The organism is Polaromonas aquatica, assembly GCF_050626995.1.
Classification (GTDB): domain Bacteria; phylum Pseudomonadota; class Gammaproteobacteria; order Burkholderiales; family Burkholderiaceae_C; genus Polaromonas; species Polaromonas aquatica_A.
The window spans coordinates 3,469,364-3,492,567 of record NZ_CP192467.1 but is presented as its reverse complement, the minus strand read 5'-3'; the positions used below and the strand labels follow the sequence as shown (position 1 = coordinate 3,492,567).

Here is a 23,204-nt window from a genome sequence, read left to right as displayed (position 1 = left end):
TTGCGGGATTTGCCGCAACGACTGAAAGCCAAAAGGGCAAACGTATGCCGCCCACGGGCTTCAGGGTGGTGCGCGGGGGGGGACTCGAACCCCCACACCATTGCTGGCGTCAGGACCTAAACCTGGTGCGTCTACCAATTTCGCCACCCGCGCGCCGGAAACAAAAACGGGAATCCGAAAAAACCTCCGAATCCCCGCTTGAAATCGGTCAACTCTCTATTTTAGCCGGTATCGGCCCGGTTTTTACGCCCAGGCCGGCGGCCACAGAGAATCAGGCCGGCAGTGGTGGTTCAGCCGCGTTTGGCCTGCTTTCCTGCTTATCTTCGCGTTTGACGCGGAACCAGGCCGCATACATGGCGGGTAAAGCCAGCAAGGTCAGCACCGTCGCCACCACCAGGCCGCCCATGATGGCAACGGCCATCGGCCCCCAAAACACGCTGCGCGACAGTGGGATCATGGCCAGAACGGCGGCGGCGGCTGTCAGCACGATGGGGCGCAAGCGGCGCACGGCGGATTCGACAATTGCATCCCAGGCCGGTACCCCGCGCGACCGATCCTGTTCTATCTGGTCGATCAGGATGACGGAGTTGCGCTGGATCATGCCCATCAGGGCAATCACGCCCAGCAGGGCAACAAAGCCGAACGGCCGTCCCAGCAGAATGAGTGCAGCAGCCACGCCAGCAATGCCCAGCGGTCCGGTCAAAAAGACCAGCATGGCTCGGCTGAAACTGTGCAGTTGCAGCATCAGGAGTGTGAAGGTCAGAAACAACATGATGGGGATGCCGGCGGCGATCGACGACGAGCCCTTGCTGCTTTCCTCCACTGCGCCGGCCACCTGGATGCGGTAGCCCATCATGCCGTTACCCTGCCATTTCGCTTCCAGTGCCTTGAGCTTGGGCATTAACTCCTGCGTGACCGTGGCGCCCTGCAGGCCTTCGACGATGTCACTCTGCACCGTGATGGCGTAGTCGCGGTTCTCGCGCCACATCACGCCCGGCTCCCAGGTGAACACCGGCTTGGCAATCTGCGTCAGCGGGATTGATTTGCCCGATGCCGTGGGCAAATAGGCGTTGCCGATGTCGGTGATGGCATTGCGCTCGTCCAGCGGCTGGCGCAACACGATGTCGATCAGTTTGTCACCTTCACGGAACTGGCCTACGGGTGTGCCCGCCAGGATGGTGCGTGAAGCCTGCGCAATCGACTGGCTGGTCACACCCAGTGCGCGGGCCTTGGCCTGATCTACCTCGAGACGCAGCACCTTGACTGACTCATTCCAGTTATCGTTCACGCCGCGGGTATTGCTGCTCTCCCGCATCACCGCCTTGACCTCGTCGGCGCGCTCGCGCAGCACCAACGGGTCTATGCCCACCACGCGGAACTGCACCGGGTAAGGCACCGGCGGGCCGTTGGGCAGCAGCTTGACGCGGCCGCGCACTTCGGGAAATTCAGTGGCCAGCAAAGCCGGCAGCTTGATGCGCAGCGACTCACGCACCTTCAGGTCCTTGGGTAGCACGATCATCTGCGATACGTTGGTCTGCGGGAAAACCTGATCCAACGGCAAATAAAAGCGCGGCACGCCGGAGCCTATCCAGGTGCTGACGGTAGTGACGCCCTCCTCCCGCATCAATCGCTGCTCCACCCGCTTGGCGGTGGCTTCATTGGCGGCAAAAGAAGTGCCTTCGGGAAACCAGATGTCGACCATGATTTCAGGGCGGCTGGAATCCGGGAAGAATTGTTGCTGCACCTTGCCCATGCCGACGATGCCCAGGGCAAATATCAGTACGGTAGAGCCGATGGTGATCCAGCGGTGCTCCACGCACCAGTTCACGGTTTTGCGAAAGGTGTTGTAGAACGCGCTGTTGAACATTTCATGCGGACTGTCCTTGCCCGCAGCGACTTCCTGCACATGAGGGGGCACCTTCAGGAATAAGGTGCCGAGATACGGCACAAAGTACACCGACACGATCCAGCTGAGCACCAGTGCGATCACCGTCACCGCGAAAATTGCGAAGGTGTATTCACCGGTCGTGGACTTGGCCAGACCGATAGGCAGAAAGCCCGCGGCGGTGATCAACGTGCCCGTCAGCATGGGCATGGCCGTGATCTCATAGGCAAAGGTTGCGGCCCGCACCTTGTCGTAGCCCTCTTCCATCTTGCGCACCATCATCTCGACGGCAATGATGGCGTCGTCCACCAGCAGGCCCAGCGCGATGATGAGCGAGCCCAGCGATATCTTGTGCAGGCCGATGCCGTAGTACCACATGGCCAGGAAGGTCAGGCTCAACACCAGCGGGATGGTGATGCCCACCACCAGCCCGGGTCGCATGTCAATGTAATAGCGCTTCCACAAGGGCAACTGGCCCGGGCCATCGTACGGCCGTTTGTGAAAACCCAGGCTGATGAAACTGACCGCCAGCACGATAATCACGGCCTCAATCAGCACACCCACAAACTCGTTGACGGAAGTGGCCACTGCCTTGGGCTGGTTTTGCACGTTCACCAGCTTGATACCAGCCGGCAGGGTTTTTTCGATGCGGCCCGACAGCGCGGTGAGCGATTGTCCCAGCTCGATGATGTCGCCGCCTTTGGCCATGGACACGCCCAGCGCGATCACCTCCTTGCCCTGGTGGTGCACCTTCACGGAAGGCGGGTCCACATAGCCGCGCTTGATCTCGGCAATGTCACCCAGCTGGAGCTGATTGCCCGAACTACCCCTGATCGGCATGACGCGCAACTGCTCAATGACTTCGAACTGGCCTGCTACGCGCACTTGCACGACGTCCAGCGGTGTCTGCACCGCGCCGGCCGATTCGATCGCGTTTTGCTGGCCGAGCTGAGCCAGTACCTGGTTCAGGTCCAGCCCCAGCTGCGCCAGACGCTTTTGCGAAATCTCGATGAAGACTTTTTCGTCCTGTACGCCGAAGAGCTCAACCTTGCTTACGTCGGGCACACGCAGCAGCTGCTGGCGCACGTCGTCTGCGAAGGTCTTGAGTTCGGCGTAATTGAAGCCATCGGCTTCCAGCGCATAGATGACGCCATACACGTCGCCGAAATCGTCATTAAAAAACGGCCCCTGGATTCCGCCCGGCAACGTACCGCGCATGTCGCCGACCTTCTTGCGGACCGAATACCAGACGTTGGGCACGTCCGCAGGCTTGGACGAATCCTTGATCTGGAAAATGATCTGCGACTCGCCCGGCTTGGAGTAGCTGCGTATCTTGTCGGCAAAGGGCACTTCCTGCAGCGTGCGTTCCAGCTTGTCGGTTACCTGCTCGGCCACCTGCTGTGCCGTGGCGCCCGGCCAGTAGGTACGCACCACCATGGCGCGAAAGGTAAAGGGCGGGTCTTCGTCCTGCCCCAACTGGAAATAGGACGCAAAGCCCAGGATCATCAGCACCAGGAGCAGGTAACGCGTGAGCGCCGGATGGTCCAGCGCCCATTTGGAAAGATTGAAACGGCTGGAGGGCGAAGCAAGTTCACTGGCAGGATGGCTGTCGTGTTCGGGTTGCGTCATGCCGGCCTCACTTCGCGGCCGAAACGGCAGACGCAGCAGACGCCGGGGCAGCAGGCGCCGCTACGGAATTAATAGCGGTCTGCGCAGGTGTAGCACCGGCCAGAGCCACACTTGGCTGATAAAAACTGACTTTCTGGCCAGGCGACAGTACATGCACACCGGCGCTTACCACCAGCATGCCGGGCTGCAGGCCGGAAGCCACCACCACCTCATTGCCGTCCGCCGTGGCGACCTGGATCGGCTGCGGCTTGATAGTCATGGTGGCCTTGTCGACTACCCACACGGCTGTGGCCTTGCCCTCCTGGCGCAACGCCGTGGTAGGTAATTTGATGACGGGCGCACCCACAGCGCTTCCGGCTTGCGGCACCACATACACCGTGGCTCCCAGCGGCGGCGGCTCCTTGGCGTCGATGGAAACCTTGACGGTGTAGGTCCGTGTGACCGGATCACTGCTGGCTGCCACCTCCCTGATTTTTCCGGTGAGCTCGGTCGCCTGCGACCAGACCCGGATGCTCACAGGCGAGCCAACCCGAAGCCCCGCCACCTTGTCTTCGGGCACGGCAAACACCACATCGCGCACGCCGTCTGCAGCGATACGGACAACGGGTGCTCCAGCCGTCACAACCTGGCCTGGCTCCGCCTCAATGGCAGTCACGACACCGGACACGTCGGCAACCAGCGCTGTGTAGTTGGCCTGGTTGCCCTGCACCGCCAGTTGCGACTGCGCCTGCTCCAGCTGCGCCTGAGCCGCCTTGAGTGTGGTTTCGCGGCGCTCCAGCTCGGCACCGCTGATGAAATTTTGCTCTTTCAGCTCCTTGTAGCGCTTGAAATCGGCCGCAGCAAGGTCACGGTTGGTGGTGGCCGCGGCTACCTGTGCACGAGCTGAATCCGCCGCCAGCCTGAAATCCTGGGGATCGAGATTAGCCAGTACCTGCCCGGCTTTGACACGTTGCCCAAGTTCAGCCTGCCGCTTGATGATCTTGCCGCCCACCCTGAAGCCCAGCCTGGACTCAACCTGAGCCCGGACTTCGCCCGCGTACTCATGGCTCGACGAAAAGGCATTGGTTCCCACGGTGACCACCTTCACGGCACGGACCGGCTCCTCGGGTGGGGCGGATTTGGAACAGGCGGCCAATAAGAAGGCGGCACCCACCACGGAGAAAACGGTTTTGTTCATGATCTGATTCGGATGAAACCCGCACAAAGTCGGGCGATAAAGAGCGTCAGGAATCCTGTTACTGACTGACCGGTTAGTAATCTAGGGTAAATGCCCATGCTTGTCAAGCGACAATCGCCCGCATGACCCAAGGCCCCCCACCGTCAGGTGCCCCGACCCCATCTCTTCAGGGCGTGGCGCATTATGAGAACTTCCCCGTAGCGTCAGTTCTGTGTCCGCCAGTCCTGCGCCCACCCATCGCGGCGATTTACTGGTTTGCCCGAACAGCGGACGACATTGCCGATGAAGGCGAGGCTGCACCGCAGGCTCGCCTGGACGACCTCGCCGCTTACCGAGCCGACTTGATGGCGGTGGCGGCAGGCTTATCGCCGTCGCCACGCTGGGCTGCGGTTTTTGGGCAGCTGGCGCCAATGATGGCGCAGTTCCAGCTACCCGTAAACCTGCTGGCAGACCTGCTCAGCGCTTTTGAGCAGGACGTCGTCAAGCAGCGCTATGCCAGTGAAGCCGAGTTGCTGGACTACTGCAGCCGCTCCGCCAATCCGGTGGGCCGGTTGCTGCTGCACCTGTACGGCATCCACGACACCGCTTCGCTTGAGATGAGCGACTGCATATGCTCGGCCTTGCAGTTGATCAACTTCTGGCAGGACCTCGGTGTGGACATCCCGCGCGGGCGTATTTACCTGCCGGCCGATGCCTGGGCCAGCCACGGCGTCAACGAAGCGCAGCTGCTGGCGCTGGACGTGAATTCATCTACTATCAATTTGATAGCTGCTTGCGCACGTTCTGCTAGGGCCAGGATGCTAAAAGGTTCACAACTGGCAAAAAAAGTACCGGGAAGGGGCGGCTGGGAGCTGCGTCTGGTGGTGCAAGGCGGACTGCGCATCCTCGACAAAATCGAGGCCCAGGGCTTCAACACCCTGCAGCGGCGCCCCAAGCTCGGTCCCTGGGATGTCGCGGTAATGGGCTGGCGCGCGCTGTTCATGTGAATGCGCGCCGATCACACAGGCGACATATGCAGACAACATAGAGCAACCATAGCGATCAACCAGAAAAACCAGAACAGCGGGGATAGCGATCGCATGGCAACTTCACGGGCCGCACAAACTCCACCGGCCAGGAAACCTCCTTCGGCCACCTACCGCGTGCTGGTGTGGGGCTTGGTCTTTTTTTGCATCAGCTTCGCACTGATTGGCGGTGTCATCGCCGAGCAGGCCATGGCCGCGCTGAATTGCCAGTACAACGCGAACCCCACAGCGGGCTCCTGTTCCTTCCTCCAGAACGCCCTGGCCTCGCGGTTTGCGCCTTTCCTGTCAGCCGAAACACCGCTGGACTATCCCTTCATGCTGCTGCACAGTTTCTGGGGCTTTATCCTCGTCTGGCTGGTGGCCATTGGCTTTGCCCGCCATGCATCGCACAACCTACGCTCGCCCGCTGCAGCTCCCGCCTCCACGATCCCCACAACTGTTTCGCCGCTGCAGACACTGCACGCCACACTGCAAGCCAGCTTCTGGATCCTGCTGGTGGGCCTCATCGCCTTTTGCATCGCCTTCGGCACACCGTTTCTGGGCACCTACGTGTCGCGCGAAGTACTGCAGGCTCTTGGCTGCAGTCCCGGCGGCTTTGACCCCCTGGTGTCTGCCTGCATGGCCTCGCCTGGTTTCTGGACACCGCGCCTGCAGCCTTTCCTGCTTCCATTCCTGGGCCAATTGGGCTCACCGCTTTGGCTCTTCTGGCAGTTCGGCGATGTGCTGATCATTTGGGTCACCATGATTGCCGTGGTATTTGTACTGAAGCTTTACGTCGCCCAGCACATCGCCGCCAAAGCACCGTGACTCCATCCGGCCCCTCAAGTCCCATGGGACAATTACCGCATGACGCCTGAGCAATATGTCCAGCAAAAAGCCGCCGCCTCCGGCAGCAGTTTTTATTACGCCTTCCTGTTTCTACCCAAAGAACGGCGTGCCGCCATCACGGCGTTTTATGCCTTTTGCCGCGAGATCGACGACGTGGTCGACGAAATTACCGACCCCGGCGTGGCACGCACCAAGCTCGCCTGGTGGCAAGGCGAAGTGTTGCAGGCCTATGCCGGCAACCCAACACATCCGGTGATGAAGGCGCTGATGCCGCTGGCGCTTACCTACGGCATCGAAGCGCGTCACCTGCAAGCCGTGATTGACGGCTGCCAGATGGACCTGGAACAAAACCGCTACCTGGATTTTCCCGGCCTCAAGCAATATTGCCACCTCGTGGCCGGCATTGTGGGTGAAGTGGCTGCACGCATTTTCGGGCAGGCCGATGAAGCTACCACCGCCTACGCGCACAAGCTCGGCCTGGCATTCCAGCTCACCAACATCATCCGTGACGTCGGCGAAGACGCAATGCGCGGCCGCATCTATCTACCCGTCAACGAGCTGCAGCAATTTGATGTGAAGGCCCACGAAATCCTCAAGCGCCAGTACTCTGACCGATTCAGCGCGTTGATGAAATTCCAGACTGAACGCGCGCTTGCGCTGTATGACGAGGCGCTCGCCCTGCTGCCCGAAGCTGATCGCCGCGCGCAAAAGCCCGGGCTCATGATGGCTAGCATCTACCGCACCTTGCTACGGGAGATTGCCGCAGACGGCTACCAGGTGCTACATCAGCGCGTGAGCCTTACGCCGCTGCGAAAGTTCTGGTTAGCGTGGAAGACCCAGGCCTTCGGCAAGGTGGTCTGATGGCTTCCACGCTGGAAGTGAAGCCCCCACGGTCGCTCACTGCGTGTAGCTTCCTTCCCCCCGAGGGGGCCGCTGCGCCTGCGGCCCGGCAAAGCCGGTTCCGCGGCCCCTGCTGGCATGTCCCTGTGGCGATTGCGCAGCGCGTGTGCGGGTCATGAGGGTTGCCGTGATCGGCGCCGGCTGGGCCGGCTGCGCTGCGGCTGTGGAGGCCACGCGCCTGGGTTACCAGGTTACGTTGTTTGAAACCACACGCGTCGCCGGCGGACGCGCGCGCCGCGTTGGCGGCACTGTGGCAGGCAAGCCGGTTGTGCTCGACAACGGCCAGCACATCCTCATTGGTGCCTACGCAGAAACGCTGCGCCTGATGAAGGACCTGGGTGTTGACGTGGACGCATCCCTGTTGCGGATGCCGCTGACGCTGCGCTTTCCTGATGGCAGTGGGCTGAAGCTTCCGCAGTTGCCGCCGCCTTTCGATGCGTTGAGCGGTATCCTGCTGGCGCGCGGCTGGTCCTGGGCCGACAAACTCTCCCTGCTAAAAGTCGCCACAGGCTGGCAACTCAGGAAATTTCAGTGCGATCCCGGCGCATCGGTGACCGACCTGTGCCGCGGCCTGACGCCCGGCGCCATGGCGTCATTGATTGAGCCGCTATGCGTGTCGGCCTTGAACACGCCCGCCGAACGCGCCAGCGGCCAGGTCTTCCTGCGCGTAATGCACGACTCGCTGTTTGCCGAGAGCGGCGGCTCCAACCTTCTGCTGCCGCGCGCTGACCTCAGCGCCCTGCTGCCCGACGCCGCCCTGCGCTGGCTGACGGCCCAGGGCGGCACCGTGCGGCTGGGTGCCCGCGTGCAGTCCATGGCACCCCTTGGTTCGAGCTGGGTGGTGAGCACCGACGTCAGCACGGCATTCGACTGTGTGGTGCTGGCCTGTCCGCCCCATGAAGCAGCGCGGCTGGTGGAAGGCAGCGGCCTGCAGCCCGGCGACTGGCTGGCGCAGGTGAAAAGCCTTCAGCACGAAGCACTGACCACCGTCTATGCCTGGGCACCAGACGCGCGCCTTGAGCATCCCATGCTGGCATTGGCCGCGAATGCCGACTCACCCGCGCAATTCGTGTTCGACCGCGCACAGCTGGGCGGCCCGGCCGGCCTGCTGGCTTTTGTCATCAGCGCCAGCACAGGCGATGGCGCGAGCCTCGCCACACAGGTGATGGCGCAGGCGGCGCAGCAACTGGGCCTGGATACATTACAGGTGGTGCAAACCATTGTGGAAAAACGCGCGACATTTGCGTGCACGCCGGGCTTGCTGCGTCCGGCTGTTGAGGTGGCGCCGGGGCTCTATGCCTGCGGCGACTACATCGCCGGGCCTTATCCGGCCACACTGGAAGGCGCCGTGCGCTCGGGCCTGGAAGCGGCTCGCCGCCTGCATTGACATGTACACGCACATGCGCCTCGCGGCGATGGCTTGACGCAGCAGCAGCAGCAGGCATGCTATCAATTAGATAGCTGATTGCGCCGGTTTGTAAAGGGGTTCAGGCACTTTTTGCCATTAATCGTACCGCGCGGTAGGCCGGCCGTGCGAGACAGCGCTTGAGCCACTCATCCACTGCCGGGCACTGCGCCATCAGGCTCGCGGCGCCCTGCACCCACGCCAGCACCGATGCCACGCAGATATCGGCCACCGTGAATCGTTCACCGGCCAGGTAACTGCGCCCTTGCAAATGCTGCTCAAGCACGCGCAGCGGGCCCAGCAGGTGCCGTTCGGCATCCGTTGCCAGCTGGGGCTTGCGGCGCTCTGCTGGCATCATGATGCGGTGCATCAAAAATGCCAGGGCGTCCTTCTCGCACTCGGTGACCACCCAGAAACTCCAGCGCAGGATGTCCGCCTGCTCCGCATGGTTTTGCGCGGCAAGCAAGGGCAGACCGGGAGCCTTGAATCGCTCGGCCAGGTAGAGCACGCAAGCCATGGACTCCCAAACCAGCACACCGTCGTCATCCACAACAGGGATGCGGCCATTCGGGTTGATGGCAAGAAACTCCGGCGTACGCGTGGCGCCACCCACGTACGGCAACGCCACGTGCTCATAGGTCAGGCTCATTTCGTGCGCTACCCAGAGAGGCCGCGCCGCGCGGGAGGCTGCAGTTCCGTAGATCTTGAGTGTCATGGGGGCGCCTCTACTGAAAATGAATCCGCTCAGCGCGGGAACAAATCACACAGTTCGGTCAGCGTGGTCACCGTCTCGTGCGGCACTTCGGGGTGGGCCCACAACTGGTCGGATCGATTCACCCATACCGTCTGCATGCCGCAATTGAGCGCACCCAACACGTCCAGCGTTGCGTCGTCACCCACGTGCAGCACCTCTTCGGGCTGCACCTCCACCGCTCCCGCAGCCGCATGAAAGATTCGCGGATCGGGTTTGCCCACACCAAACTCCTGGGCGCTGATGCTGGCCTTGAAATACCGGCCAACGCCGATACGTTCGATGTCGGCGTTGCCGTTGGATACCGCCACCAGCGGGTAACGCACCGACAGGAATTCCAGCGCCAGCACCGCATCTTCAAACAAGGTGACCTTGTTGCGCTCATCAAAGAAAACGTTGAATGCGGCTTCGGCCATCAGCGGATCTTCGCCTGCGCGGTACAGCGCCAGCCGTATGGCCTCCCGGCGTATGGCGCTCAGGTTGTGTTTAAGCTCCGGCCGCGAACGTATGACGTGTTCCCGGATCTCATGCCGCGTCGCCGGGTTGGAAAACAGCGCCGCGGTCATCGGTGCATGCTGGCTGAGCCAGTCGTCCAGTGCTTTCTCGGCCCTTTCAATGGCGGGCCAGATGGGCCACAGAGTGTCGTCAAGGTCGAATGTGATGGCTTTAATGGTAGACAGGTCGAGCATAGGCAGAATCAATGGGATAGGCGAGAATAACCCATGTCTTTTTCCACGCGTTTTGCCCCGGAGCCCCCCTTCACGCATGGCACAGCGCCGCCCAACTCCCCGGCATCCGGCACCGCCGTCCTGCTCTGCAACCTGGGCACGCCCGATGAGGCGACGGCGCCCGCATTGCGCCGTTACCTCTCTGAGTTTTTAAGCGACCCCCGCGTGGTGGAAATTCCCAGGGCGCTCTGGTGGCTGATCCTGCACGGCATCATCCTGCGCGTACGGCCCAAAAAGTCCGCGGCCAAGTACGCCAGCATCTGGATGAAGGAAGGTTCACCGCTTCGGGTGTGGACACAAAAACAGGCCGTCATGCTGCGCGGTTACCTGGCTGTGCGCGGCACACCCGTCGAGGTTCGCTATGCCATGCGTTACGGCAATCCGTCCATCGCCTCGCAGCTTGACCAACTCAAGGCCGACGGTGTCACGCGCATCCTGATCCTGCCGGCGTATCCGCAGTACAGCGGCACCACCACGGCCAGCGTCTTTGATGCGGTCTACAGCTGGGCCGCGCGCACCCGGCGCATTCCCGAGTTCCGCTTTGTCAACCACTACCACGATCACCCGGGCTATATCAGCGCCCTGGCTGCCCGCGTGCGCGAGCACTGGCGCACCGCCGGCCGCGCCGAACAGCTGGTGATGAGTTTTCACGGAGTGCCCGAACGCACACTGAAACTGGGCGACCCGTATCACTGTGAGTGCTACAAAACGGCCCGGCTGCTGGCGACTCAGCTAGGGCTGCAACCCGCGCAATACAAGGTCACATTCCAGTCGCGTTTTGGCAAAGCCAAATGGCTTGAGCCGTATACCGAGCCCACGCTGGTGGCCATGGCCCAAGCCGGGGTGAAGCGGGTCGATGTAATCTGCCCCGGCTTTACCGGTGACTGCCTTGAAACGCTGGAAGAAATCAGCATGGAGGCCCGCGAGGCTTTCCTGCATGCGGGCGGCAAGGAATTCAACTACATCCCCTGCCTGAACGACAGCCACGAATGGATTGCGGGGCTTGCCGAGTTGGCGCTGCAGCATCTTTCAGGCTGGCCGGCAGGCAGCGAAGAAAACGCGGAAGCACTGGCCGGCACACGCCAGCGGGCCCTTGCGCTGGGCGCCACACAATAAACACCCACCGCGGGCGATTTCAAGCCTTGAGCTTGAGCAACTGCATCATCAGCTGTGTGGTCTTGGTGTCAAAGTCGATGAAATTGGTAAGGTCCGCTCCGGATAACCAGGACTGCTCCCAATAACTTTGTTTGAGCGTCTTTTTCCACAGCTCATACGCCAGCGACGCCTTGACGGCCTCAACCATTTCCAGCTGGCGTGCGGGCGTGACGCCCTGGCCGGTGAAGACCGCGCGCCAATTCGCCAGGTCCAGATCCAGTCCCTGCTCCCGCACCGAACGTACACCGTAGCTTGTCTTCTTCGATGACACACCCACCGCGCGGAGCTTGCCGCTGGCCAGCTCCGCACTGAACGTGCCGTATCCGGAAACGCCGGCCACTGCCTTGCCGGCCAATACCGCATCCACCAGTTCAAAATTACGGGCAAAAGGCAGGTACATCGGGTCTTCAGGGCGGCTGCCCGCCGATTTGGCCAGCAGACCGGCAAACACGTGATCCACACCTCCGACAGAGCCTATCGCAATGGGTGTCAGCCTGGGGCTGGTGCGCAGGCGCTCGGCCAGTTCGTTGACTGTCTTGATGGGCGAGTTGCCCGCGACCACCACCACCAGGTAGTCGGTGGTCAGCCTGGCAACCGGGCGGAGCCGGGTCAGGTCCACCACTGGCTTTTGCAAAGCCACGGCACCGACCAGGTTGCTGTCGCCCATGAAGAGTGCATTGGGATCAGTGCCGTACTTCCCGGCATACCAGGCCAGCCCCGCGGTGCCGCCATTGCCCTCTTTGTTTTCATATTCGATTTCGTCGCTCAGGCCCAGTCCCACCAGGGCATCGCCCAGCGCGCGGCCTGCTTCGTCGAGCGTGCTGCGAGAAGCTGCAGGTATGACGATGCGTAATTTGGGCGCAAGCTTGCCCTTCACCGCGGTCTGCGCCCGCAAAGGTATGGAGATACCTCCAACGGTTGCCGCACCCAGGCACGTAAGCCCATGAAGAAGAGTACGTCGTCGGACAGTCAGCATGGTGTTCTCCAGCACAGGTGGCATATATCGGGCAACACGGAGGCATGGCACCGTGCCTGGTCCAATACGACACAGCACGTTCCATGCCATCCGTGAATGGCGATCAGGAGAAAAGCGGGTGCCCCCGCATAGGCGCCTCCGTTGGAGGCTATACAGCAGGGCCTCAGGCCTTGAGTTTGAGCAAATGCACCATGACCCGCGAGGTCGTCAGGTCAAAGTCAATGAAACTGGCAAAGCCTGGGCCTGAGAGCAGCGAAGACTCCCAGTGGTTCTGCTTCAACGTTTTTTGCCACGACTCATGCCCCGCAGCAGCTTTCACCGCTTCGACCATTTCAGCCTGGCGGGCGGGTGTCACGTTCTGGCCGGTGAAGATGCCACGCCAGTTAGCCATATCGACATCGAGGCCCTGCTCGCGAATCGAGGGAATACCAAAAACCGTCCGCTTGGACGACACACCAATCGCGCGCAATTTTCCGCTGCTGAGCTCGTTGCTGAATTCGCTGTAGCCTGATATGCCGGCCACTGCCTTGCCGCCCAGCACAGCCTGCACCACTTCAGTTCCGCCGGCGAAGGGTAAATACACCAGTTCTTCCGGCTTGCTTTGTGAGGCACGGGTCAGCACCCCTGCAAACACGTGGTCGACGCCGCCAGCCGAGCCGCCGGCGATTGGCACGTCTTTGGGGCTGGTGCGCAGCCGGCTGGCAAGGTCGGCCATGGTGCGGATGGGCGAGCTCGCAGCCACCACCACCACCAGGTAGTCACTCGTCAGGCGGGCAATCGGCTGAATCCGCGACATATCGACGGCGGGCTTTTGCAAGGCCACCGCGCCCACCATGACCATACCGCCCATCAGCAGCGTATTGGGATCGTTGCCATACTTTTCGGCGTAGTAGGACAAACCGATGGTGCCGCCCTTTCCACCCTTGTTTTCGTATTCGATTTCGTCGGCGGCGCCCGCACCCAGCAAGGCCGTACCCAGTGCGCGGCCAGTCTGGTCCCAGCCTCCACCGGCGTTGGCCGGTATCACGATACGAAGTTTCGGAGCAAGTTTGCTGGCCTTGGCCTTTGGAGAAGTGGCAGCTGTCGGCGCTTTGGCAGATTGCGCCAACGCGGGGAATGTGCTGCCCAGTGTGGTCAGTCCCAGCCCGGCGAGCCCACCCAATGCGGTGCGTCGTTTGATATTCAGCATGTCATCTCCTTTTAGTGAAACTTAACTTACAGGTCTTTTCGCCTTCCAGAACTTGGCCAGACGCGGAAGCACCAACACCGCCACCACAACTATAACCAGCGTGATCGACATCGGGCGCTGGAAAAACACGGCAGCGCTGCCCTCCCCGATCGACATGGCATTGCGCAATTGGGCCTCTGCCAGCGGGCCGAGGATCATTCCCACCACGACTGGAGCCGTCGGAAAGTCAAAGCGGCGCATCAGCACACCCAGCAGTCCAATGGCATACAACAGGAAAAGGTCAAATGCGCTCTGCCGCATGCCGTAGGCACCCACCGTCGCAAAAATCAGGATACCAGCATAAAGCTGTGGCTTGGGAATTTTCAGCAACTTGACCCAGAGGCTCACCAGGGGCAGGTTAAGTATCAGCAGCATCACGTTGCCGATGTAGAGCGAGGCAATCAACGCCCACACCAGCGCTGCGGAGGTGGTAAACAGCTGCGGGCCCGGCTGAATGCCGTAATTCTGGAAGGCACCCAGCAAGATAGCAGTGGTGTTCGAGGTCGGAATGCCGAGTGTAAGCAGCGGGATCAGCGCCGCCGTGACGGTCGCATTGTTGGCGGCCTCGGGGCCTGCAACCCCTTCGATAGCGCCTTTGGTACCGAACTCTGCGCTGTGCGCCTGGTTTTTCGCCAGCTTCTTTTCCGTCGCATAGCTCAGGAAGGTCGGGATCTCGGTGCCGCCCGCGGGGATGCAACCGAAAGGCGTGCCGATGGCGGTGCCGCGCAGCCAGGCGGGAATCGACCGCTTCCAGTCCGCCTTGGTCATGTGCACGCGGCTGAGCTTGTTCTGGTCTTCCACCAGACGGCCTTCGTAGAGCACCGCATAAAGCACTTCGGCCACCGCAAACAGGCCCACCGCCACCAGTACGATTTCAATACCATCGAGCAGTTCCGGAATACCGCCGGTGTAACGGCCCTGGCCGGATATCTGGTCCAGGCCGATACAACCCGCAGCCAGCCCCACCAGAAGTGCCGTCATGCCGCGCACGGTGCTCTTGCCCAGCACCGCGCTCACTGTGGTGAACGCCAGCAACATCAGGAGGAAGTATTCCGGCGGGCCCAGTTTCACCGCAAACTCCGCGACAAAAGGCGCAAACAGCGTAACGACAACGGTGGCAATGGTGCCCGCCACAAACGAGCCGATGGCCGCCGTGGCGAGAGCGGCGCCCGCCCGTCCGCTCTTGGCCATCTTGTTGCCCTCCATCGCCGTGACCATGCTGGCCGTCTCGCCGGGCGTGTTCAGCAGAATGGAGGTGGTCGAGCCGCCGTACATCGCGCCGTAATAAATGCCCGAGAAAAAAATCATCGAGGCAGTGATGTCGACCTTGCCAGTAATGGGCAGCAGCATCGCCACAGCCACAGCCGGGCCGATACCGGGAAGCACGCCAACTGCGGTGCCGAGGGCGCAGCCTACCAGGCACCAGATCAAATTAACCGGCGTGATCGCCGTGGCGAAACCCGCCATCAGGGCATTAAAAATTTCCATGTCAGATCCACCCTGTTGATGTCAGGCCTGGAAGATTGATCGCCAGGAACTTGGTAAACATCCAGAACACGGGTGCGGAAATCGCGAGGCCCACACCAAAATCCGTGACCCAGGTGAGCGGCGCATTGACACCGGCCTGGCCGCCCGCACGGCGGAGGCCCTGCACAGCCAGCAGGTAGCACAGCGTGCAGCTCAGGATAAAACCGATGGTAGTGATGAGGGCCGCATTGAGAAGCAGCCCGGCTGAGACCCATACAAAGCCCGGCCAGTAAGCGCGCGCTGCGCCAGATGGCAGATCCATATCCCGAAAGCCGCCGCTGCGCGCCTCCCAAACGATGAAAGCGCCGCAAATGGTGAGGCCGATGGACACCACCCAGGGCAGAAAATTGGGGCCTACGCCGCTATAACCCGCCTCCGACGAAATGCTGATGGCACCAAAGGCCAGCGCCAGGCCAACCAGGAGCACACCGGCACCGACCAGAGTTTGCGGCCAGACGGCCGAGGGATCTGAAGTTGTCATCGTTATGAGTTCCCGTAGGACGTGGGAAGATGGAGCCAGACATGGGAAGTCTGGCGGCACGCGGGCCTTTCGTCAAATTTGCATCAAATCAAATTTGCACCAGGGCCGCGTGCCGCTGACACGCGAAGGCGTGGAAGGCTGTAAAAGCGGGAGGTCAGACCATGCCGGACTTGACCATGGTCGCGCGCAGGGCGGCAAAGTCGTCGTCGACGAACTTGGCAAACGCTTCGCCCGACAGCACCGCAGGGGTCCAGTTGTTTTTCTGGACGGCCTCGGCCCAGGCGGGCGATTTGAGTGCGGCCAGCACCATGTCGGTCAGTGCCTTGCGCTGTGCAGCGGAGATGCCGGGGGCGCCGTAGACGCCGCGCCAGTTGCCGATTTCAACGTCAATGCCCTGCTCCTTCAGCGTGGGCACATCCACGCCGGGCAAGCGCTTGCCGGAGGTGACCGCAATGGCTTTCATCTTGCCTGCCTTGACGTATTCGGCGAACTCGCTGTAACCACTGCCGCCCACGGTGACGTTGCCGCCCAGGATGGCCGCCGTGGCTTCGCCGCCGCCCCGGAACGCGACATAGTTGATCTTGGAAGGATCGACGCCGACATTCCGCGCGATCATGGCCGCTGCGATGTGCTCAGTTGAGCCGCGCGAGCCGCCGCCCCATTTCACGCTGCCGGGGTCTTTTTTGAGCTGATCAATCACTTCTTTCATCGATTTGAACGGTGAGTTGGCGGGCAGCACAAACACGTTGTATTCACTGGACAGGCGGGCAATCGGCGTGGCCTGCGAGAGGCTGACCGGTGGCTTGCCGGTAATCAGGCCGCCCAGCATCACGGCGCCCATCACCATCAATGCGTTCGGGTCACCTTTGGAACCATTCACGAACTGGGCCAGACCCAGCGCACCGGCAGCGCCGCCCTTGTTGTCGTAGGTAACGGTGTCCGCCACCTTGGAATCGGTCAGGGCCTTGCCAAGCGCGCGGCCCGTTGTGTCCCAGCCACCGCCGGGATTGGCGGGGATCATCATCTTCACGTTGGCAGCAGCAAAAGCTGGCAGGGGCAAGGCGCCCGCAGCGGCCAGAGCGGCCATGGACTTGAGGAAAGTATCGCGACGCATGAATGTCTCCTTGAAATAGGACTTGGAAGTGGTGAAGTAGCCGGGCTGGCCAAGGTAGCCAGCCGATCACGCGCTTATCATGCGCTTCCTTTCTGTCAAACGGCTGTCCGCAAACATTGGGGAAAGTGCTAATGTCTAGGGCCTGCTGACACTGTGTTTCCAACTACGGATGGGGCGGGCAAGCCCCCATCAAGGCCTTTTTGACTCGCAACGCATTTTGCAAACACAGCGTTAGCTGGCCCTAACCCATGCCGCCTCCATGAAACTGTTACTGATCGAAGACGATGCGTCGATGCAGGCTGCGCTGCAGCGGGCCCTGAGCCGGCGCGGCATGGAGGTCTTCAGCTGCACCGATGGCCGCCAGGCGCTGGCGCAGTGGACGGCGACACAGCCCGATGTGGTCGTACTGGACCTGAGCCTGCCCGGAATGGATGGCTTGCAGGTGCTGGAGCAGGCGCGCCTCAAAGGGCTGGCCACGCCGGTGCTGATCCTCACGGCGCGCGGCACCGTCGGCGACCGCATCATGGGCCTGAACACCGGGGCTGATGACTACCTGCCCAAGCCTTTTGACCTGGACGAACTTGAGGCGCGCCTGCGCGCCCTGAGCCGGCGGCGCGCAGCACCTTCGTCCCCTCCGGAAAACGATGCCGGAGCGCAAATCGTGGGCGAGCTGCGCTATGAAAAAGACAGCGGGGCCATCTATCACCGCGACCAGGTGCTGGAACTCACTCCCCGCGAACTGGCGCTGCTGCAGGCATTGATCGCCAAGCCCGGCCATGCGGTATCCAAAGAGCGCCTGTTCGAACTGGTGTTTCCAGGGGAAGCGGATGTGCAATACGAAGCGGTGGAAGTGGTGGTGTACCGCCTGCGCAAGAAGCTCGCGCAAACCGGCGTCACGCTGGTGACGCTGCGCGGCCTGGGTTACCTGCTGAAAGTGGATGCATGAGCTCCCGGCAGCGCCCGCTGAACGCATCGCCAGACAATACAAATGCCAATGCGCTGGCGGCCGCACCAGGCGCTGCGCCGCATGCCGATGGGCGGCCATCGGGAAGCACGGTTCACGATCCCTCCCCGCCGCCTGACACTGCCAGCACCGGAGCCATCTCCCTTCGCAAGTACCTGCTCGTTGGCATTCTTTTGCCGGTGGGCCTGCTGGTGGTGGCCAACACCTTCAGCCTGTACCGGCAAGCGCTGGACGCAGTGAACACGGCGTACGACCGCACACTGCTGGCATCAGCCAAATCCATCGGCGAGCAGCTCGACGTCACCGGCTACGACGAGCAATCCGAGCTGCGCGTCACAGTGCCCTACGCGGCGCTGGAGGCTTTTGAGGCCGACAACCAGAGCCGGCTTTTTTACCGGGTGTCCAGCCTCAACGGCAAGATGGTATCGGGCTTTGCCCAGCTGCCTTTCTGGCGCGGCACCATCCCCGCCAGGCCGCCCTATTCGGCGCTGGTGGACTTTTACGACGACGCCTTCATGGGTGACGATGTCCGCGTCGCGGTTTTGCTGCAGCCCGTGGCCAGCGCGAAGGGCCGCGCCATGGCGGTCATCCAGGTGGCTGAAACGCTGGAGCTGCGCAAGACGCTGGCCCGCAAGATCCTGCTGGACACGCTGTGGCGCCAGGCCCTGCTGCTGGCGGTGATCGCCCTGGTGGCGGTCATTGTGGTCCAGCGCGCGACGCGGCCGGTGCGCCGCCTCAGCGCGGAGTTGCAAGGCCGGCCCGAAGGCGACCTGACGGCGATTACCGCGCCTGATGCACCGCGTGAGCTGTTGCCGCTGGTGGACGCCACCAACGAAGTGATGGGCCGGCTGCAACACCTGCTGGACAACCAGAAGCGCTTTGTCCGGGATGCGGCCCATCAGCTTCGCACGCCGCTGGCCGTGCTGAAGGTGCAGGTGCAGTCCGCGCTGCGCGGCGACATGGAAGCGCGCGACGCGCTGGTGGAAATCAACCAGACCGTCGACCGCGCCACCGTGCTGGCCAACCAGATGCTGGCGCTCGCCAAGGTGGAACAACTGCGCCAGCAAGCCGACCTGCAGGCCATCGACCTGGCCCAGGTCGTGCGCTCCGTGGCACTGGACCTGTCACCGCTGATCGCCGAGAAAGACATCGACTTCGAGATCGAAACCGTGCCGGCACGGGTGACCTCGCATGAATGGATGCTGGGCGAGCTGACGCGCAACCTGCTGCACAACGCCATCAAGCACATGCCAGTCGGCGGCACCCTGGCGGTGCGCATCGTGCGCGACGCCAGTGTGGTCGCCATGACGGTCAGCGACAGCGGTCCCGGAATATCGGCCGAATTGTCGGCACGGCTGTACCAGCCATTTTCCGCAGGCAACGTGCGCCATGGCTCCGGCCTGGGGCTGGCCATTTGCCGCGAAATCACCGAGACCATGCACGGCAGCATTTCGCTGGAAAACCGCGTCGTGCACGGCCGTGTGGTGGGGCTTGACGCCACGGTACGCCTGCCCACGACGTAATCGCGGGATGCCATCCTACGCAGCCCTCGGCGCCTTGGTACAAAATAGGCGCCAATGGACAAACTGCGAATCGACAAGTGGCTTTGGGCCGCCCGCTTCTACAAAACCCGTGCACTGGCAGTGGAAGAAATTGACAAAGGCCGTGTGCACGTCAATGGCATCGAAGCCAAGCCCGCACGTGAGGTCAAATCAGGCGACACCGTCACACTGCGGCAAGGCCCGTACACCCGTACCCTGGTGGTGCGCGGCATCAGCAAGCAACGCGGCGCGGCACCCGTGGCGCAGCAGCTCTATGAAGAAACCGGGGAAAGCCTGCGCCTCAAGGCAGAAGCCATGGAGCAGCGCCGGATGGCAGCCGATCCTGCCGGCAGCCTGGAACATGGACGCCCCACCAAACGCGACCGGCGCACGCTCGACAAAGCCTGGAACAACCGCTGGAGCGCCTCGGCAGACTGAAAACTGCCCCAGCCGATTTTTCAGGCGTGGACCGGACGCTACTATATTGATAGCTGCTTGCGCCCAGAAATATTGGGCTCGAGGCCAATTTGGCTGCATAAAACCCAGCTGCAGGAGGTGTAGTCGCGCGGCAGAGCGTCCCCCGCCAGCTCAGGCATAGGCGCGTTGCGCCAGCGCCTGTGCGAGCAGAGCCGCCGGGTCGACCAGTTCAAGCGCATCCATTCCTGGCACTGCGCTGAGGGCCAGCGGAATCTCGGTACAGCCCAGTACCAGCACGGAAAGGCCATGCCGCTTGGCAAGCGCACCGGCCACACCGGCAAAACACGCGTGCGCCAAAGCCATATCGCCTGCTTTCACGCCGTCATAAATGCCGCGCATCACGCTTTCCCGCTCCTCTTCAGAAGGAATGTGGCACTGCAAACCCGCCTGGCGAAAGGCCTGGTCGTAGAGGCCTGCCCGGTAGGTGCCTTCGGTTGCCAATAAGCCTACTTGCCGTACACCGCGGCCGGCCAGGTTGTGGGCGACTTCCCGCGCCACATGCAGTACCTCAAGTTGCGGAAAGCGCTCCTGCAATGCGCCATGCCAGGCATGGGCAGTGTTGCACGCCACAGCAACTGTGGTGGCACCCAGTGCGGCCAGCTTTCCCATGGCCTGCAGCATCGGGTCCAGCGGCTGGTGGCCGCCCGGTCCTGGCGAACCGAGCGCGGTGCTGCGGTCGGGCACCGGCACCTGCGCCAGCCAGTGCTCGGGAAATGCCTGGTCAGACATGGGAATCTGCAGGGACCGCATGTGGTCCGCACAAGCCTGGACAAACAGCCGCGCAAAGTCCGCGCCGGCCGCAGGGCCCATGCCGCCCAGGATGCCGACCACGCGGGTTCTGTGGAGGGCCTGTCTTTCAATGCTGCTCATGGCTCAAGCTCCAATCAAGGTTCGAGGCGCGCACCCATCCACTGGAGTGAAAAGCTCCGGGCTGGGGATATGGGGGAGATGCTGCCGGCCTGACCAGGCGCGGCAGCTGTGAAAGCAAGCTGGCGAAGCGGCGCGCGGCGCTTCGCCAGTCGCTTACATCGCTGGCTTGTCGCTCAGCGCCTTGAGGTTGGCCTTCAGCTCATTGCTCATCGGCAGGTTCAGGTTCACGCCCTTGGGAGGGATTGGCGAGGTGAACCACTTGGCATACATCTTGGCGAAGTCGCCCGACTTGATCAGACGCATGATGGTGCCATCGACCAGCTTCTTGAACTCAGGGTCGTCCTTGCGCAGCATGCAGGCATAGGGCTCGACCTGCAGGGAGTCACCCACAACTTCCAGCGACGCCGGATTCTTGGAATTGGCCATCAGGCCGAACAGCAGGATGTCGTCCATGGCGAAGGCCAGCGCGCGGTCATTCTCTACCAGCAGCAGCGAGTCGTCGTGGTCCTTGCCCAGGATGAGCTGCATGTCGAGTTTCTTGTCAGCGCTGTATTTGCGGATCACCTGCGCGTTGGTGGTGCCCGTGGTGCTGGCGACCGTCTTTTTGGCCAGGTCGGCGTAGTTCTTGATGCCGGACGATTTTTTCACCAGCAGGCGGGTGCCGGTATAGAAGTGGTTGATGGCGAAGGCCACATCCTTGCCACGTGCGCTGTTGTTGGTGGTGGAGCCGCACTCCAGGTCATACGTACCGTTGACCAGCAGCGGAATACGGTTTTGCGACGTGACGGGCATGTACGAGACTTCAAGGTTGGGCTTTTTCACCTTCTTGCGCACGTCGTCGATGATGGCTTCGGTCAGTTCCGCCGAAAAACCCACCGAGGTCTTCGAACCGATCAGGTAGCTGAAAGGCACCGAAGCTTCGCGATAGGACACGGTGATCTTGTTGGTGTCGGCGACTTTTTTCAGTGTCGGCACAGTTTGCGCACCGGCGGTGGTGGCCAGGCCAGCTGTCAACAGCACGGCGGTCATGAGGATAGTGAGTTTCATGCTTGTCCTTTCGGGGGCGGTGGATAGGTAGTTTCGGAAACTGGGTGCTGGCGGAAACCGGCATCGCTAGTGTAGGAACACCAGCACGATACGTGCCATTCATTTTCGCGGCAAACCCATGACGGAAACTCATGGTTTACCCAGAACCCTCCCCTGCGCCGCTTCGGTGGCAGGCATAACCACAGGTCATGGCCTGCACGCATTCAGCATTGTTCAAACGGCCGGCGGCTGCGTAAAGTGGCGCTCTTTCAATGACCAAAGAGGCTTCCATGCATGTGTGTGTGCTCGGCGCAGGAATCGTGGGACTGGCAACCGCCTACAGCTTGCGGCAAGCCGGCCATGAGGTGACCGTTATAGACCGCATGCGTCCCGGCAGCGGTGCCAGCGGTGGCAACGGCGCGCAACTGAGCTACTCCTACGTGCAACCTCTGGCGGATCCCGCCATCTGGCGGCAGCTTCCCCGGTTGTTGCTGTCGCCCTCCTCGCCGTTCAAGCTGCGGCCTCGCCTTGACATACACCAGTGGTTGTGGGGTGCGCAGTTTCTGGCGGCCTGCAACAGCAAGACCTCACGCGATACCACCCGCCATCTGCTTTCGCTCGCGGCGCTCAGCCGCGAGTCTTTTGACGCGATGATGGCCAGGGAAAAACTGGACTGCGACTTTTCGGCGAGCGGCAAACTGGTGCTTTACTCCAGCGATTCAGCGTTTGCCGCGGCACGCCGGCAGATGTTGCTGCAGCGTGAACTGGGCAGCACCCAGGAGGCCGTCAGCGCAGACCGCTGCGTGGAGATAGAGCCCGCCCTTGAAAGCCGGCATGGACAAATTTCCGGCGCAATCCATACACCCGGCGAGTGCGCCGCCGACTGCCAGAAAACCTGTGATGCCCTGCTGGCCATACTGCGCCGTGATGGCGTACGGTTCCTGCTGGACACGCCGGTCGAGCACCTCGTGCAGCGAAAAGGCCTGATCGCCGCTATTGCCACGCCACAGGGGCCCATCGAAGCCGATCGCTATGTACTGGCCCTGGGCGCAGAGTCAGCCCGTATGGCACGTCCGCTGGGGGTGCATCTTCCGGTCTACCCGCTGAAGGGTTACAGCATCACGGTGGATGTTGCCGCCGGCGACAGCGCAGCGCCGCATGTCAGCGTCACCGACAGCGCCCGCAAAGTGGTGTTCGCCCGCATCGGTTCGCGCCTGCGCGTGGCGGGCATGGCCGAGCTCTCAGGTTATGACACCGCCATCGACCCGGCCCAGATAGCTTCGCTCAAAGCATCCACCCAGACGGTTTTCCCCAACTGCAGCCGCTTTGAAGATCTCAGCCCCTGGGCCGGCATGCGCCCTGCCACGCCGACCGGCCTGCCGATCATTGGCCCGCACGCCAGAGGCCCGGCCAACCTGTTGTTCAACACCGGTCACGGCGCTCTGGGTTTTACCTTGGCCTTCGGTTCTGCGCAACGCATCAGCCGCATCCTGGAACGCTGACCTTCAGGCTTATGC

General features: G+C 62.1%; 20 protein-coding genes and 1 tRNA gene. 9 read left to right on the top strand and 12 right to left on the bottom strand.

Going from position 1 to position 23,204, the window contains the following annotated elements; genetic code table 11:
- Positions 1 to 66 precede the first annotated feature (66 nt).
- The 3 genes from ACQ4MS_RS16790 to ACQ4MS_RS16780 all read right to left on the bottom strand — a co-directional run bounded on the left by ACQ4MS_RS16790 (position 67) and on the right by ACQ4MS_RS16780 (position 4,691).
- Positions 67 to 153, bottom strand: a tRNA-Leu gene (locus ACQ4MS_RS16790).
- Positions 154 to 271: 118 nt separating this feature from the next.
- A complete protein-coding gene (locus ACQ4MS_RS16785) occupies positions 272 to 3,514 on the bottom strand; it encodes an efflux RND transporter permease subunit (RefSeq protein WP_431095769.1) in 3,243 nt (1,080 codons plus the stop codon).
- Between the two features lie 7 nt (positions 3,515 to 3,521).
- Positions 3,522 to 4,691, bottom strand: coding sequence for an efflux RND transporter periplasmic adaptor subunit (locus ACQ4MS_RS16780; RefSeq protein ID WP_431095768.1), 1,170 nt, complete (start codon positions 4,689 to 4,691; stop codon positions 3,522 to 3,524).
- A gap of 122 nt (positions 4,692 to 4,813) precedes the next feature.
- Here ACQ4MS_RS16780 and hpnC point away from each other — a divergent pair, with 122 nt between their 5' ends.
- The 4 genes from hpnC (at position 4,814) to hpnE (ending at position 8,831) form a co-directional block, all read left to right on the top strand.
- Positions 4,814 to 5,677, top strand: a complete 864-nt coding sequence (gene hpnC, locus ACQ4MS_RS16775) for a squalene synthase HpnC (RefSeq protein ID WP_431095767.1) — start codon at positions 4,814 to 4,816, stop codon at positions 5,675 to 5,677.
- A 93-nt stretch (positions 5,678 to 5,770) separates the two neighbouring features.
- Entirely contained in the window at positions 5,771 to 6,523 is a 753-nt protein-coding gene (locus ACQ4MS_RS16770; RefSeq protein WP_431095766.1) for a hypothetical protein, read from the top strand.
- 39 nt (positions 6,524 to 6,562) lie between these two features.
- Positions 6,563 to 7,405 carry a presqualene diphosphate synthase HpnD gene (gene hpnD / locus ACQ4MS_RS16765; protein WP_431095765.1) on the top strand — a complete coding sequence of 281 codons (843 nt, stop codon included), beginning with the start codon at positions 6,563 to 6,565 and terminating at the stop codon, positions 7,403 to 7,405.
- 154 nt (positions 7,406 to 7,559) lie between these two features.
- Positions 7,560 to 8,831 carry a hydroxysqualene dehydroxylase HpnE gene (gene hpnE, locus ACQ4MS_RS16760; RefSeq protein WP_431095764.1) on the top strand — a complete coding sequence of 424 codons (1,272 nt, stop codon included), beginning with the start codon at positions 7,560 to 7,562 and terminating at the stop codon, positions 8,829 to 8,831.
- Between the two features lie 100 nt (positions 8,832 to 8,931).
- Here the strand turns inward: hpnE and ACQ4MS_RS16755 are convergent, their stop codons facing one another.
- The gene (locus tag ACQ4MS_RS16755; RefSeq protein ID WP_431095763.1) at positions 8,932 to 9,564 is read right to left on the bottom strand and encodes a glutathione S-transferase family protein; all 633 of its coding nucleotides are present in this window, start codon (positions 9,562 to 9,564) and stop codon (positions 8,932 to 8,934) included.
- A 29-nt stretch (positions 9,565 to 9,593) separates the two neighbouring features.
- A complete protein-coding gene (locus ACQ4MS_RS16750) occupies positions 9,594 to 10,289 on the bottom strand; it encodes an HAD family hydrolase (protein WP_431095762.1) in 696 nt (231 codons plus the stop codon).
- Positions 10,290 to 10,322: 33 nt separating this feature from the next.
- Here ACQ4MS_RS16750 and hemH point away from each other — a divergent pair, with 33 nt between their 5' ends.
- The gene (gene hemH, locus ACQ4MS_RS16745) at positions 10,323 to 11,444 is read left to right on the top strand and encodes a ferrochelatase (protein WP_431095761.1); all 1,122 of its coding nucleotides are present in this window, start codon (positions 10,323 to 10,325) and stop codon (positions 11,442 to 11,444) included.
- 19 nt (positions 11,445 to 11,463) lie between these two features.
- Here hemH and ACQ4MS_RS16740 read toward each other — a convergent pair whose 3' ends face one another.
- The 5 genes from ACQ4MS_RS16740 to ACQ4MS_RS16720 form a co-directional block, all read right to left on the bottom strand.
- Entirely contained in the window at positions 11,464 to 12,360 is an 897-nt protein-coding gene (locus ACQ4MS_RS16740; RefSeq protein WP_431095760.1) for a tripartite tricarboxylate transporter substrate-binding protein, read from the bottom strand.
- A 262-nt stretch (positions 12,361 to 12,622) separates the two neighbouring features.
- On the bottom strand, positions 12,623 to 13,648 hold the full coding sequence (locus tag ACQ4MS_RS16735; protein ID WP_431095759.1) for a Bug family tripartite tricarboxylate transporter substrate binding protein: 1,026 nt from the start codon (positions 13,646 to 13,648) through the stop codon (positions 12,623 to 12,625).
- Positions 13,649 to 13,669: 21 nt separating this feature from the next.
- Positions 13,670 to 15,175 carry a tripartite tricarboxylate transporter permease gene (locus ACQ4MS_RS16730; protein ID WP_431095758.1) on the bottom strand — a complete coding sequence of 502 codons (1,506 nt, stop codon included), beginning with the start codon at positions 15,173 to 15,175 and terminating at the stop codon, positions 13,670 to 13,672.
- 1 nt (position 15,176) lies between these two features.
- A complete protein-coding gene (locus ACQ4MS_RS16725; RefSeq protein WP_431095757.1) occupies positions 15,177 to 15,695 on the bottom strand; it encodes a tripartite tricarboxylate transporter TctB family protein in 519 nt (172 codons plus the stop codon).
- 154 nt (positions 15,696 to 15,849) lie between these two features.
- Entirely contained in the window at positions 15,850 to 16,809 is a 960-nt protein-coding gene (locus tag ACQ4MS_RS16720) for a Bug family tripartite tricarboxylate transporter substrate binding protein (RefSeq protein ID WP_431095756.1), read from the bottom strand.
- A gap of 259 nt (positions 16,810 to 17,068) precedes the next feature.
- Between ACQ4MS_RS16720 and ACQ4MS_RS16715 the strand changes: the two genes are divergently transcribed.
- The 3 genes from ACQ4MS_RS16715 to ACQ4MS_RS16705 are packed head-to-tail and all read left to right on the top strand — an operon-like array spanning position 17,069 to position 19,752.
- Positions 17,069 to 17,755: a response regulator gene (locus ACQ4MS_RS16715; RefSeq protein ID WP_431095755.1), complete on the top strand. Its 687-nt coding sequence runs from the start codon at positions 17,069 to 17,071 to the stop codon at positions 17,753 to 17,755.
- The gene (locus ACQ4MS_RS16710) at positions 17,752 to 19,296 is read left to right on the top strand and encodes a sensor histidine kinase (protein ID WP_431095754.1); all 1,545 of its coding nucleotides are present in this window, start codon (positions 17,752 to 17,754) and stop codon (positions 19,294 to 19,296) included. Before ACQ4MS_RS16715 ends, ACQ4MS_RS16710 begins: the two co-directional genes overlap by 4 nt.
- Before the next feature lie 54 nt (positions 19,297 to 19,350).
- Complete coding sequence (locus tag ACQ4MS_RS16705) at positions 19,351 to 19,752, top strand: RNA-binding S4 domain-containing protein (protein ID WP_431095753.1); 402 nt, start codon at positions 19,351 to 19,353, stop codon at positions 19,750 to 19,752.
- A gap of 150 nt (positions 19,753 to 19,902) precedes the next feature.
- On the opposite strand, the gene ACQ4MS_RS16700 is transcribed toward ACQ4MS_RS16705, so the two are convergent.
- Together ACQ4MS_RS16700 and ACQ4MS_RS16695 are read right to left on the bottom strand one after the other, a co-directional pair.
- Positions 19,903 to 20,661: an aspartate/glutamate racemase family protein gene (locus tag ACQ4MS_RS16700; protein ID WP_431095752.1), complete on the bottom strand. Its 759-nt coding sequence runs from the start codon at positions 20,659 to 20,661 to the stop codon at positions 19,903 to 19,905.
- Positions 20,662 to 20,814: 153 nt separating this feature from the next.
- Complete coding sequence (locus tag ACQ4MS_RS16695) at positions 20,815 to 21,708, bottom strand: transporter substrate-binding domain-containing protein (protein WP_431095751.1); 894 nt, start codon at positions 21,706 to 21,708, stop codon at positions 20,815 to 20,817.
- A 269-nt stretch (positions 21,709 to 21,977) separates the two neighbouring features.
- Between ACQ4MS_RS16695 and ACQ4MS_RS16690 the strand changes: the two genes are divergently transcribed.
- A complete protein-coding gene (locus tag ACQ4MS_RS16690; protein ID WP_431099607.1) occupies positions 21,978 to 23,189 on the top strand; it encodes a D-amino acid dehydrogenase in 1,212 nt (403 codons plus the stop codon).
- Positions 23,190 to 23,204 lie beyond the last annotated feature (15 nt).